The following is a 12,546-nucleotide window of genomic DNA, read 5'->3' as shown; positions in this document are numbered from 1 at the left end:
GCCCGGCACGCTGATGATCGAGCCCACCGAGTCGGAGTCGCGCTACGAGATCGACCGCTTCTGCGACGCCATGATCGCGATCCGCGAGGAGATCGACGCGGTGCAGCGCGGCGACTGGCCGGCGGACAACAACCCGCTGGTCAACGCCCCGCACACCATGGCCGACCTGATGGACGCGGCCTGGGAGCGCCCCTACGCCCGGGAGATCGGCGCCTTCCCCTCCGAGGCGACCCGGGCGGCCAAGTACTGGCCTTCGGTCAACCGGGTCGACAACGTCTTCGGCGACCGGCAGCTGATCTGCTCCTGCCCGAGCATCGACGAATATCGTGAGTGAAGGACGCGAATAACCCGACGCGAGACGTAGCCCCACCCCGGGTCCCGCCGCTGGCGGGGCCCGGGGTGTTTCGTTATGGAGAAGGCGCCCTGCCGCGTCAGTCGAACCGGTCCCAGTAGGGGGGATCGCCGAAATAGCCCTCCATGAAGTCGACGAAACAGCGCACCTTGCTCGCCAGGAGCTGGCGGTGGGCATAGACAGCGTAGAGCGACATCGGCCTGGGCTCGTGGTCCGGCAGCACGACCCGCAGCCTGCCCGCCTGGAGGGCGGGCCCCGCGATGAAGGTGGGCTGCAGGACGATGCCGGCGCCGGCGATGGCCGACTCGACCAGCACGTCGCCGTTGTTGCTGACCAGGTCACCGCCGCGGTGCGGATCACGCCCCGGCAACCAGCGAAAGAGCGAGTCGCCGGCCTCCTGCTCGGCGTAGCTGTAGCGCAGGTAGCGATGCGCCTTGAGCTCCTCCAGGTGCCCGGGGGTCCCGTGTCGTGCCAGGTAGGCGGGCGAGGCGCACATCACCAGGCGCACCGGCGCGATCCGCTTGGCGATCAGCGAGGAGCTCTTCAGGTGGCCGATGCGCAGCGCGACATCGAAGCCCTCCTCGACGATGTCGACCTTGCGGTCATTCAGCTGCAGGTCGATGTCGACGGCGGGGTGGGCGCGCTGGAAGTCGCCGAGCAGCGGCGCCAGATGGCGGGTCGCGAAGGAGACCGGCGCGCTGATCCGCAGCAGGCCCCGGGCCTGGGTCTGCAGGTCGCCGAGCTGCTGCTCCACGTCGTCGAGGTCGGCCAGGAGCTGCTGGGCGCGCGGGTGATAGCGCGTGCCCGCCTCCGTCAGGTGGAGCCTGCGGGTGGTGCGGTTGAGCAGGCGCACCCCCAGGTGCGCCTCGAGCTGGGCCACGTACTTGCTGACCAGCTGCGGCGACATCGCCAGGCGCTCGGCGGCGCGGGTGAAGCTGCCCTCACTGACCACGGTGATGAAGGCGCGCATGGCATCGATACGGTCCATCGGTGACTCCCGGCGACATGTCAGCCCTTATTATCAACGCAGCATTTATGATCAGACAACACTTGCCGTCTTAGTCTTTATTTTTGGCGATAGTAGAGTGGCGCCATCACCCGGGGGAGCGCCCTCGGGCCCCACCCCCAAGACAGCATCGAGGTAGCGATCATGAATCACCAACTCTTGAAGACCCTGCTCCACTCCCGCGGCGGCGTGGCCGCCCTGATCCTGCGCGTCCCGGTCGGGCTGATCCTGGCCGCCCACGGCGCGCAGAAGCTGTTTGGCTGGTTCGGCGGCTACGGCCTGGAGGGCACCGGGCAGTGGCTGGCGAGCATCGGACTCGCCCCGGGCACCCTGATGGCGCTGCTGGCCGGCAGCGCCGAGTTCTTCGGCGGGCTGGCGCTGGTGCTGGGCCTGCTGACCCGCCCGGCGGCACTGGTGTCGGCCTTCACGATGCTGGTGGCCATCTTCGCCGTGCATATCGGCAACGGCCTGTTCATGGCCAACAACGGCTACGAGTTTGCCCTGACCCTGTTCGCCGCCACGGTGGCCCTGGCGATCCAGGGCGGCGGGCGCCTCGCGCTGGATTCTATGCTGCTCGACCCGCTGGAGAAGGCCGCCGAGGGCCGGGGCGCCACCTCCGGCCAGTAATGCCGACCCGACCGACCGGCGCGCCCCTTCCGGGCGCGCCCTTCCACAGGAGAATGCGATCATGCTGGTCAACGGTGTCTGGCAGGAGAACTGGCAGCCGGTGCAGGCGAAGGACGAGCAGGGGCGCTTCATTCGCCAGACCTCGTCGTTTCGCCACTGGATCACCCCGGACGGCGCGCCGGGCCCCACCGGCGAGGGGGGCTTCACGGCGGAAAGCGAGCGCTATCGGCTCTACGTCGCCTACATCTGCCCCTGGGCCTCACGGGCGCTGATGGTGCGCGCGCTGAAGGGCTTGAAGGACGTGATCGACGTAACGGTCGTCAATCCTCGGCTGACCGACCAGGGCTGGCGGTTCGGCGGCTACCCCGGGGCCGACGAGGACACGCTCAACGGTGCGCGCTACCTGCATGAGCTCTACACCCGCGCCGACCCGCAGATCTCCGGGCGCGCCACGGTGCCGGTGCTGTGGGACACGCGCACCGGGACCATCGTCAACAACGAGTCCGCCGATATCGTGCGCATGCTCAACGGCGCCTTCGCCGGCATCATGGATCGAGGGCCGGACCTCTACCCGGCCGACCTGGCCGCCGAGATCGAGGCCCTCAACGCCTACCTCTACACGGACCTGAACAACGGCGTCTACCAGGCCGGCTTCGCCTCCAGCCAGCAGGCCTACGAGGAGGCGTACGGCAAGGTGTTCGCCGCGCTGGACGCGATGGAAGCCCGGCTGGCCGATGGGCGACCCTACCTGTTCGGCGAGCGGCTGACGGAAACCGACCTGCGCCTGTTCGTGACCCTGGTGCGCTTCGATGCCGCCTACCATGGGCTCTTCAAGTGCAACCGCAACACCCTGCGCGCCATGCCGAACCTGCACGCCTACCTGCAGCGGATCCTGGAACTCGACGGCATCGCCGCGACCGTGCGCCTCGACCATATCAAGGCGGGGTACTATTCCATCAAGGCCCTGAACCCCGGCGGCATCGTGCCGGCCGGGCCCGACGCGATCTAGGCTGCCCCCAGGAGCGAACGCCATGACCACCCCGACCGACGTCCTCTTCCTCTCCCATGGCGGCGGGCCGATGCCGCTGCTGGGGGATCCCGGCCACCGTGAGCTCGTGACGCGGCTCGGCGAGATCGCGGGCCGGCTCCCCAGGCCCTCCGCCATCCTGGTCATCAGCGCCCACTGGGAGGCGCCGGTGCCGACGATCACCTCGGGCGCCAGGCCGGAACTGATCTACGACTACCACGGCTTTCCGCCCGAGGCCTACGAGATCGCCTACCCCTGTCCCGGCGAGCCGGCGCTGGCGGCGCAGGTCCACCGGGCGCTGGAGCAGGCCGGCCTCCCCGCCCGACTCGACGAGCGGCGCGGCTTCGACCACGGCGTGTTCGTCCCGCTCAAGCTGATGTATCCGGCGGCGGACATTCCCTGCGTGCAGCTCTCCCTGGTCGACAGCCTGGATGCTGCCACGCACCTGGCCATCGGCAAGGCGCTGCAGGCGCTCAACGTCGACGACCTGCTGGTGATCGGCTCCGGCTTCTCCTTCCACAACATGTCGGCGTTCTTTGCCCCCCACAGCCCCGAGATCCAGGCGCGCAACCTGGCCTTCGAGGCGTGGCTGGAGGAGACCTGCTGCGACGGACGGATCGAGGAGGCGGAGCGCGCCGAGCGCCTGATCCACTGGGAGCGCGCCCCGCACGCGCGGTTCTGCCACCCTCGGGAGGAGCACCTGCTGCCACTGCATGTCTGTTACGGCCTGGCGGAGCGGCCGAGCGACAACCATATCGCCGCCACCGTGCTCGGCAAGACCTCGGGGATGTTCCACTGGCGGGTGGCCTGATCGGCGAGGGGGAGTGGGCCACCCTCCCCTCACGGCAAACGCTGCGGGCGATGCCCGGTCAGGCAGGCAGGTCGAGAATCCTGCGGGCCTGCTGCCAGGTGGCCACCGGCCGCTCGTACTTCTCGCACAGCGCCACCGCGCGCTCGACCAGGGCCGCATTGGAGGGCGCCAGGGTATCGCGGTCGAGGCGCACGTTATCCTCGAGTCCCGTGCGAGTATGGCCGCCCGCGGCGATCGACCACTCGTTGAGCAGGGCCTGGTGGGGGCCGATGCCGGCGCCGCACCACTGGGCGTCCGGCGCGAGCCGGTTCAGGGTGGCGACATAGAAGTCGAAGGTTGGCTTGTCCACCGGCATGGCGTTCTTGACGCCCATCACGAACTGCACGTAGAGCGGCGCCTTGAGCCTGCCCTGTTGCGACAGGGCCACCGCCTGGTGAATGTGCGACATGTCGAACGCCTCGATCTCTGGCTTGATGTCGTACTTCAGCATCTCGTCGGCCAGCCACTCCACGAGCCGGGGCGGATTCTCGTAGACCCGGTTGGGAAAGTTGTTGGAGCCCACCGAGAGGCTTGCCATGTCAGGCTTGAGCGGCAGCATGCCGCCGCGCGCCTCGCCCGCCCCGGAGCGCCCGCCGGTGGAGAGCTGGATGATCATGCCCGGGCAGTGCGTCCTCAGGCCCTCCATGAGCCTGGCGAACCTGTCGGGATCCGAAGTGGGCGTCTGGTCGTCGTTACGCACGTGACAGTGGGCGATGGTGGCCCCCGCCTCGAAGGCCGCCTGGGTACTCTCGACCTGCTCCTCGATGGTGACGGGAATGGCCGGATTGTGTTCCTTGCGGCCCACGCTGCCGGTGATGGCGACACAGATGATGCAGGGGGTAGGCATGGTGTCCACTCCTCTCATGCCGGTAGCGCACCGGCATGCAATATCGGATGATGCCCGCCCTGATGGACGGGGCTAGCGCCGCTCAGGCCTGCCGAAAGAGACTCAGCAGCCGCTCGGCCAAGAGGAGCGGCACCTCGACGGAGGGCACGTGGCCCACCCCGTCCAGGATCTCCAGCGGCGCGCCGTCGCACTCCGCCGCCAGGGCCTCGAGGGTCGCCGGCGGGGTCGCCAGGTCCTCGCTGCCGCCCAAAAGCTGCACCCTCACGCCCTTCCCGGAGAGCCGGCCGGTGAAGACGTCGCGCCCGAGCATCTCGCAGAGCCGCGCATAGGACTCGTCATCGCCGCGGCCCATCTGGGTGCACCATCCGGCCTTGAGGGCCGGCTCGGCCTCGAAGCAGGCGGGAGCAAACCAGCGCGGCACGATCTCCTCGGCCATCGCCGCCAGGCCCTCCTGGCGCACGCGCCCGGCCCGAGTGGTCCACAGCTCGGCGTTGCCGATCACCGCCCCGGTGTTGGTCAGGGTGGCGGAGAGCAGCCGCTCGCCGTGCTCACTGATGAGCTGCTGGCCGACCACTCCGCCGATGGAGGTACCGGCGAAGTGGAAACGCTCGACGCCGGCACGCTCGGCCAGCGCCAGGGCCTCCCTGGCCAGGTCGGCCGGGGTGATCGGCCCCTCGCCCCAGGCCTGGCTGGCGCCGTGGCCGGGCAGGTCCCAGGTCAATACGCGGTAGCGTGGCAGCAGCGCCGGCAGGAGGTCGTCCCATACCGCCTGGCTCATGCCCAGGGGGTGGGCCAGGATCACCAGGGGGTTGGCCTCGGCGCCGAGCAGTCGATAGGCCACGCTGCGGCCCTGGATGTTGATGAATGCCATGGTCTCTCTCCTTTATGCCCGCTCGATCAGGGTAGCGATGCCCTGCCCTACCCCCACGCACATGGTGCACAGGGCGTAGCGCTTGCCGCTCTTCTTGAGCTCATGGGCCGCGGTCAGCAGCAGGCGGGCGCCGGACATGCCCAGCGGGTGGCCGAGCGCAATGGCGCCGCCGTTGGGGTTGACCCGCGGGTCGTCGTCGGCAAGACCGAGGTCGCGCAGGCAGGCCAGCGCCTGGGCGGCGAAGGCCTCGTTGAGCTCGATCACGTCGATCTCGTCCAGCGACACGCCGGTGCGCTCGAGCAGCTTGTTCACCGCGGGCACCGGGCCATAGCCCATGATGCGCGGCTCGACGCCGGCGGTGGCCATGCCGAGGATCCTGGCCATGGGCGTGAGGCCGTGCCGCTCGACCGCTTCTCGACTTGCCACCAGCATCGCCGCGGCGCCGTCGTTGACGCCGGAGGCGTTGCCGGCGGTGACGCTGCCGCCCTCGCGGAAGGGCGTGGAGAGGCCGGCGAGCTTCTCGAGGGTGGTGTCGCGCGGGTGCTCGTCCCGGTCGAAGATCAGCGGCGCCTGCTTGCGTCGCGGGATCTCGATGGCGGTGATCTCGAGGGCGAAGCGGCCGGCCTCCTGGGCCGCCGCGGCCTTCTGCTGGGAGCGCAGGGCAAAGGCGTCCTGGTCCTCGCGGGAGATGGCGAACTGCTCGGCGACGTTCTCGGCGGTCTCGGGCATGGAGTCGACGCCATAGGCCTTCTTCATCAGCGGATTGATGAAGCGCCAGCCGATGGTGGTGTCCTCGATCTGCTGGCCGCGGGAGAAGGCGCCGTCGGCCTTGCCCATCACGTAGGGGGCCCGGGACATCGACTCCACCCCGCCGGCCAGGGCAAGCTCCATCTCGCCGGCCTTGATGGCGCGGAAGGCGGTGCCCACGGCGTCCATGCCGGAGCCGCACAGCCGGTTCAGCGTGGTGCCGGGCACGGAGGTCGGCAGGCCGGCCAGCAGCGCCGACATCCGCGCCACGCTGCGGTTGTCCTCGCCGGCCTGGTTGGCACAGCCCATGAAGACATCGTCGATCGCCGCCGGGTCGAGCCCCGGGGCATCATTCAGCACCGCCTTGAAGATGCTGGCGGCGAGGTCATCGGGGCGCACGCTGGAGAGCGTGCCGCCGAAGCGCCCCACGGCGCTGCGCCGGGGATGACAGAGGAATACGTCGGTCATGGTGATCTCCTGGTCGGCCTACTGGCCCGAGTGGGCGCGAGCGGTACGTTCCTTGAGCTCTCGCAGGATCTCGAGCTCGCGCGCCGAGGGCTCCGGAGTGTGCTCGAGCTCGTCGGCGAAGCGAATCTCCCAGCCGGTGGCATCAGACACGTCCTCGCGGCTGACGCCCGGATGCAGCGAGACCACGACGAGCTCCCTGGTCTCGGGATCGGGCTTCATCACGCAGAGATCGGTGATCACCCGGGTCGGCCCCTTGCCGATGTTGGGCACGCCGTCGCGCCCCTTGCCGTCGCGGCCGAAGCCCAGGGTGGTGACGAAGTCGACGTCCTTCACGAAGGCGCGCCTGGAGTGCTTCAGGGTGATGAAGACCTCGCCCGCATTGGTGGCGATCTCCGGTGCCCCACCGCCGCCCGGCAGGCGCACCTTGGGCTCGCGGTAGTCGCCGATCAGGGTGGTATTGAGGTTGGCGTAGCGGTCGATCTGGGCGGTGCCCAGGAAACCCACATCGATATGGCCGCCCTGCAGCCAGTAGCGGAACATCTCCTGCACCGCCACAGTGGTCAGGGCCGACTCGGCGAGCTCCCCGTCACCGATGGAGAGCGGCAGCACCTGCGGCCTGGTCTGCAGGGTGCCGGACTCGTAGATCAGCACCACGTCGGGGGCATGGGTCAGGCGCGCCAGGTTGGCGGCCTCGGAGGGCAGGCCGATGCCGACGAAGCAGGTCATGCCGTTTTCCAGTGCCCGGGCCGCGGTGACGGTCATCATCTCGGCGGAGCTGTAGTCGAGGCTCATCAGGCGTTCCCTCCCGCGTTCATCACGTTCTCGTCGATCCACTGGGTGAAGGCGTCGCGATCCCGGGCGATGGCATCCCACTCCTTGTAGAAGCGGTTGTCGCGCGGGTAGTAGCCATGGGCATAGGAGGGCAAGGCGCCCTTCTCGGCCACGGCGATGGCAGCAATGGCCCAGCCCGGGATGATGCAGGCGTTGGGGTGGTAGTCCGGTTCGGCGGTCAGGTCGTCGACGACCTCCTCGACGGTGACGATGCTCTTGGCAGCCGCCAGCACGGCCTCCTTCTGCACGCCGACGATCCCTTCCACCAGCACATTGCCGGCACGGTCCGCCTTCTGGGCATGGACGATGGTGACATCGGGTCGCACCGAGGGCACCGCGGCCAGGCGCTCGCCGGTGAAGGGGCAATCGATGAACCTGATCTGGTCATTGACGCTGGGCAGCTCGCTGCCCACATAGCCGCGCAGCACGGCCAGCGGCAGGCCGGCGGCCCCGGCCTCGAAGGCGCAGGCCATGGCGGCGTGGCTGTGCTCGAGAATCTCGATCTGGCGCGGCCAGCCCTGCTCCACGGCGTCGCGCAGACGGTGCAGCGACCCCACCCCGGGGTTGCCGCCCCAGGAGAAGATCACCTTGCGCGCACAGCCCGCGCCGATCAGCTGATCGTAGATCAGGTCGGGGGTCATGCGGATCAGGGTCAGGTCGCGCTTGCCCTGACGGATCACCTCGTGTCCCGCGGCGAAGGGGATCAGGTGGGTAAAGCCCTCCATGGCCACGGTGGCGCCGTCCTCGACGAAGCGCGCGACCGCGTCATGCAGGCTGAGAAACTCGGCCATGATGGTTCGCCTCTTGCTGTTGCGTGCCCAAGGCCACCGACAGGGAGCCGGTCGCCTGTTTTGTTCGCTATGTGAACATGAGTTTGTATTGCGAACAAATTACTCCCGTCGCTGTCGGCCGTCAAATGTGTCCGAGCGCGCACGCCAGCAGGAGGCCCGGCCTCAGCGCGCGGTTGTTCCGGGTAACTCTCGATGCTTCAGTCGATTACTCGCGCCTCAGCCAGGCAGAGGCACGCCCTGAGGGCGGCTCGATTGCGACCAAAGTATGAGAACGATCTGCGGCAAACCAGGGAGTGCGTTCTTCCATCGCGGCGCGGCGCCGCGCCGCAGCACCTGGCTGGGAAGGGATCAGCACTGGGGACTCACGAGAGAGGGATCCCGCATGGGGCCGGACGGAGGACCATGGAGTGCGCACCGCGCGTCTCACGCGCAATTGTTCGGATAGCGAACACCGTGCTACCGTAGTGCGTCTCGACCCCGTTACCGGCCCAGCACAACCAGCGGATGGCATGCCCATGCACGACGAGACCCTGACCCCGGATGATCGCGACTTCGTCACCGCACTCGCCAGTGGCCTCGAGGTCATCCTGGCCTTCGACGAGGACCACCCGCGCATGACGCTCACCGAGGTGGCGGCGCGCACCGGCATGAACCGGGCACGCGCCCGACGTTTCCTGCTGACGCTCCATGCCCTGGGCTACGTCCGCAAGCAGCAGCGCCACTTCGAGCTGGCCCCCAAGGTGCTGAACCTCGGCTACGCCTTCCTCTCCGCCAATCACTACCGCAGCGTGATCCAGCAGGTCCTCGAGGACATCACCACCGAGTGTGGCGAGTCGTCATCGCTGGGCGTGCTGGACGGCGACGACGTCACCTACGTGGCGCGCTCCTCGTCTCGCCGCCGGCTGATGGCCATCACCCTGTCGGTGGGCACGCGCCTGCCCGCCGCGCACACCTCCCTGGGACGCGTGCTGCTGGCCCAGCTGCCGGAGGACGAGCTCGAGGCCTTCCTGGCACGTATCGTCCTCGAGCCGCATACCGACAAGAGCATCACCGACAAGGCCGAGCTGAGGCGCTGCATCCTGGAAGTGCGACAGCAGGGCTACGCCATCGTCGACCAGGAGCTCGACTCCGGCTTACGCTCGGTGGCGGTGCCGGCCTTCGATGCCAACGGCCAGCTGCTGGGCGCGATCAACATCAGCACCAATGCCGCGCGCATCGACCACGACACCCTGGTTCACCAGTACCTGCCCCTGCTGCAGGACAAGGCTCGACAGATCCGCGCGAGCGTCAGCTGATATCCGCTGCCAACCCCGGGACGGGCGGTACCAGCACCAACGACGATCACCCTGCCGCCGGGCCCTGAGAAGCTTGCCGCCCCTCGACCGCTTGCCTCCGACCGCCTTCTGATCGCTGGCCCTCTCTCCCTTGACCCGGGCGACGCCAAGGCCGGCTTGGGCATGAACGCCCTTTAGACCTCGACCACGCACTCGGGAGCAAAGCGAGGCGGCTCGAATTCATTCGGGTAGCCGCCGGGATTGGCCACCACTCGCGTTCCCCTCACGCGCAGGTCGACTGGCTCATGCACGTGCCCGTGAAGCCAGAGATCCATGCGCCCCATCAGCGATACCAGCCTGGAAGCGAAGGCCGGCGACAGCGGATCGCCCCGGTAGACGGGCGGAATGCAGTCGCCCAGAGGCGCATGGTGGCTGATCACCACCCGTGGGCCTTCCCAGGGCCGGGCCAGTTCGGTCTCCAGCCAGGCCAGGGACTGGGCGTGCAGGCGCCGGCTCTCCGCCGGGGTGAAGACCTCGCCCAACGGCTGTTCGATGCGCCGAAAATCGAGCATCACCCGCCGGGCGACCTGCTCGCAGTGGGGGACATCGAGCTCGGGCATTCCGGCGTAGAGGGCGAAATCGGTCCAGAGTGTCAGGCCATGAAAGCGCACGCCGCCCAGAGTGAGAGTGCGGTTATCCAGCAGGTGGATCCCCAGCCGCTCGGCCTCGACGGCCAGCTCGTCACGCAGGGCCGGCATGGAACCACCGTAGTACTCGTGATTGCCGGGCACATAGAGGATCGGCATGCCCGCGAAGCGCTCGGCCGCCCAGGCGAGTCCGCTGCAGCCGGTGTGAATGTCGCCGGCCAGCACCACGGCATCGGCATCGACCCACGGCAGGTCACGCCCCTCGGCAAAGTGTTCGAGATGCAGGTCGGACAGGATCCGGAGTCGCATGCCTATTCTCCTGGCGGACGGAGGTCGGGCCCGCGCTCGTTCGGCCGGGCAGGTCTCCTACCCTAGGCGAGCCCCGCCGAGACGTTCAAACGGCGGCGCATGACGCGTCGTACCGAGACCACGAGCCCGCAACGACCACTTGATGGAAAAGCATTCCATAACGCATGCTGGAGCCTTTTCCTGCGGAGAGTTCACATGACCCAACCACGACTCGGCTTCATCGGTATCGGCCTGATGGGCGACCCCATGACTCGCCGCCTGCTGGCGGCCGGCTTCGACGTCACGGTCTGGAACCGCTCGCCGGAGAAGACCGCCGGGGTGGCCGAGGCCGGCGCCCGGGTGGCCGACTCCATCGAGGGGCTGATGGCCAAGGTGGACGTGGTGCTGCTCTGCCTGGCCAACACCGCGGTGGTCGACGAGGTGGTGTTCGGCGAAGGCGGCGTGGCCCGGCACGGTCGCGAGGGCCAGCGCCTGATCGATCTCTCCAGCAGCGACCCGGCCGCCACGCGCGACCTCGCCGCCCGGCTCGAACACGAGGCCGGCATGCGCTGGGTGGATGCGCCGGTCTCCGGCGGCGTCGCCGGCGCCGAGGCGGGGAGTCTCGCCATCATGTGCGGCGGCGAGGCCGAGGACGTGGAGGCGAGCCGCCCGGTGCTGGCGCCCCTCGCCGCGCGCATCACCCACATGGGCCCGGTGGGCGCCGGCCAGGTGACCAAGGTGTGCAACCAGATGGTCGTGGGCTGCCAGGCGGCGGTGCTGGCCGAGATGGTGGCGCTGGCCGAGGCGAGCGGCGTCGAGGCCGGCCGGCTCACCGAGGCGCTGGCCGGCGGCTTCGCCGACTCGACGCCGTTTCGCATCCTCACCCCGCGCATGGCGGCGAGCGACTTCGCCGACCCGCCCTGGCACCTGCGCACCCTGCTCAAGGACCTGGACATGGCGGTGGCCCAGAGCCAGCGCAGCGGCAGCGCCACGCCGATGAGCGGACTGGCCGCCCAGCTGATGCGCGCCCACGCCGGCCGCGGCCACGCCGAGCACGACCCGGCGATCCTGGTGGAGGCCTATCGTCCCAAGGACGGCGACGAGGCTTGATCAGGGGCCGATGGAGCCGCCGGGTCATTATCCAACAAAGAAAGGCCCCGCCAGGCGGGGCTTGAAGGGGCCAACAACACGCTTGGCCTGACGGTATTCGTGCTCTTCGCTCAGCGTTTCGCATTATCTGCTATGTCGTACGCCTGTGGCTGACCGACCGGCAGCTCGTCTTTCGGACTATCCCATACCAGGAAGATTTTACCGTAGGTTTCTTCTATGCTCGTCACGAATTCCGCGGCTTCGTCTTCCGTCATGCCGGGCAGAACGGGATCGACCTTTCCGATCTCCTCCTTATGATGATGCCAAAGGGCCTGCTCGTCCTCCGGCAAGGCAGTGTAGGCATCGGGTCCGATGATGAACTCCACACCAATCAAGCGAGCATTCGTTTCATCGCTGTCATATAGCTGGCATGCCGTCACGCCGCCGGGAAGATCGCCCTTGCAATAGTGATGCGCAATGGCCTCGAGATCACCGGCGATATGACGTTTCGCGTCGATGTGAATATTCCAGCCCGCCGTGGGGGGTTCATGGGCGAGGGCCGCTCCCGCGCAGGCAAGACATGCGACACTGACAACGATTGACGTGACATTTCGCATGACAACCTCCCCGCACTTTTGTGGTCGTGCAAGGCACCAGTTGTTGCCGTGCAAGACACCAGAGCGCTCACTTTCCCGTGTTTGCCCTTTTAAACTAGGGCACGATATCGCGATCAACCACCCTATTTTTTTCGTACCACAGGACTTTCGACAGGAGGCAAAAGCGCTGACGAAAGCATGGGCATCGAAGGAGCATCACGCACTCGTTCTTACG

General features: G+C 68.2%; 13 protein-coding genes and 1 pseudogene. 6 read left to right on the top strand and 8 right to left on the bottom strand.

The genetic code is table 11. From position 1 onward, the window contains the following. A pseudogene (locus C9F13_RS14260) lies at positions 1-334 on the top strand (glycine dehydrogenase (aminomethyl-transferring)); the annotation flags it as partial. 97 nt (positions 335-431) lie between these two features. On the opposite strand, the gene C9F13_RS14255 reads toward C9F13_RS14260, so the two are convergent. Then, positions 432-1,340: a LysR family transcriptional regulator gene (locus C9F13_RS14255; protein ID WP_108446937.1), complete on the bottom strand. Its 909-nt coding sequence runs from the start codon at positions 1,338-1,340 to the stop codon at positions 432-434. A 162-nt stretch (positions 1,341-1,502) separates the two neighbouring features. Here C9F13_RS14255 and C9F13_RS14250 point away from each other — a divergent pair, with 162 nt between their 5' ends. The 3 genes from C9F13_RS14250 to C9F13_RS14240 all read left to right on the top strand — a co-directional run bounded on the left by C9F13_RS14250 (position 1,503) and on the right by C9F13_RS14240 (position 3,823). After that, a complete protein-coding gene (locus tag C9F13_RS14250) occupies positions 1,503-1,985 on the top strand; it encodes a DoxX family protein (protein ID WP_108446936.1) in 483 nt (160 codons plus the stop codon). A gap of 61 nt (positions 1,986-2,046) precedes the next feature. Further along, positions 2,047-2,994 (top strand): glutathione S-transferase family protein, encoded by a 948-nt coding sequence (locus tag C9F13_RS14245; RefSeq protein ID WP_108446935.1) that lies wholly within the window; start codon positions 2,047-2,049, stop codon positions 2,992-2,994. A gap of 22 nt (positions 2,995-3,016) precedes the next feature. Further along, entirely contained in the window at positions 3,017-3,823 is an 807-nt protein-coding gene (locus tag C9F13_RS14240; protein WP_108446934.1) for a DODA-type extradiol aromatic ring-opening family dioxygenase, read from the top strand. Positions 3,824-3,881: 58 nt separating this feature from the next. Here the strand turns inward: C9F13_RS14240 and C9F13_RS14235 are convergent, their stop codons facing one another. The 5 genes from C9F13_RS14235 to C9F13_RS14215 all read right to left on the bottom strand — a co-directional run bounded on the left by C9F13_RS14235 (position 3,882) and on the right by C9F13_RS14215 (position 8,417). Beyond that, positions 3,882-4,709, bottom strand: coding sequence for a 3-oxoadipate:acetyl-CoA acetyltransferase (locus tag C9F13_RS14235; RefSeq protein WP_108446933.1), 828 nt, complete (start codon positions 4,707-4,709; stop codon positions 3,882-3,884). A gap of 82 nt (positions 4,710-4,791) precedes the next feature. Continuing rightward, a complete protein-coding gene (locus C9F13_RS14230) occupies positions 4,792-5,580 on the bottom strand; it encodes an alpha/beta fold hydrolase (RefSeq protein WP_108446932.1) in 789 nt (262 codons plus the stop codon). Between the two features lie 12 nt (positions 5,581-5,592). Next, positions 5,593-6,795 (bottom strand): 3-oxoadipyl-CoA thiolase, encoded by a 1,203-nt coding sequence (pcaF, locus tag C9F13_RS14225; protein WP_108446931.1) that lies wholly within the window; start codon positions 6,793-6,795, stop codon positions 5,593-5,595. Positions 6,796-6,813: 18 nt separating this feature from the next. Continuing rightward, complete coding sequence (locus C9F13_RS14220) at positions 6,814-7,587, bottom strand: CoA-transferase subunit beta (protein WP_108446930.1); 774 nt, start codon at positions 7,585-7,587, stop codon at positions 6,814-6,816. Then, positions 7,587-8,417: a CoA transferase subunit A gene (locus tag C9F13_RS14215; protein WP_108446929.1), complete on the bottom strand. Its 831-nt coding sequence runs from the start codon at positions 8,415-8,417 to the stop codon at positions 7,587-7,589. The genes C9F13_RS14220 and C9F13_RS14215 overlap by 1 nt, the downstream gene beginning before the upstream one ends. A gap of 515 nt (positions 8,418-8,932) precedes the next feature. Here C9F13_RS14215 and C9F13_RS14210 point away from each other — a divergent pair. Then, the gene (locus C9F13_RS14210) at positions 8,933-9,712 is read left to right on the top strand and encodes an IclR family transcriptional regulator domain-containing protein (RefSeq protein WP_108446928.1); all 780 of its coding nucleotides are present in this window, start codon (positions 8,933-8,935) and stop codon (positions 9,710-9,712) included. Between the two features lie 173 nt (positions 9,713-9,885). On the opposite strand, the gene C9F13_RS14205 is transcribed toward C9F13_RS14210, so the two are convergent. Next, on the bottom strand, positions 9,886-10,647 hold the full coding sequence (locus C9F13_RS14205) for a metallophosphoesterase (protein WP_108446927.1): 762 nt from the start codon (positions 10,645-10,647) through the stop codon (positions 9,886-9,888). A gap of 99 nt (positions 10,648-10,746) precedes the next feature. Here C9F13_RS14205 and C9F13_RS14200 point away from each other — a divergent pair, with 99 nt between their 5' ends. Beyond that, positions 10,747-11,736: an NAD(P)-dependent oxidoreductase gene (locus C9F13_RS14200; RefSeq protein ID WP_108446926.1), complete on the top strand. Its 990-nt coding sequence runs from the start codon at positions 10,747-10,749 to the stop codon at positions 11,734-11,736. Positions 11,737-11,846: 110 nt separating this feature from the next. Here C9F13_RS14200 and C9F13_RS14195 read toward each other — a convergent pair whose 3' ends face one another. Next, entirely contained in the window at positions 11,847-12,332 is a 486-nt protein-coding gene (locus C9F13_RS14195) for a DUF1264 domain-containing protein (protein ID WP_108446925.1), read from the bottom strand. Between the last annotated feature and the right edge of the window lie 214 nt (positions 12,333-12,546).

Source organism: Halomonas denitrificans (genome assembly GCF_003056305.1).
Lineage (GTDB): Bacteria > Pseudomonadota > Gammaproteobacteria > Pseudomonadales > Halomonadaceae > Halomonas > Halomonas denitrificans.
Note: the sequence above shows the minus strand (reverse complement) of the source record. Positions and strands in the feature narration are given on the sequence as shown.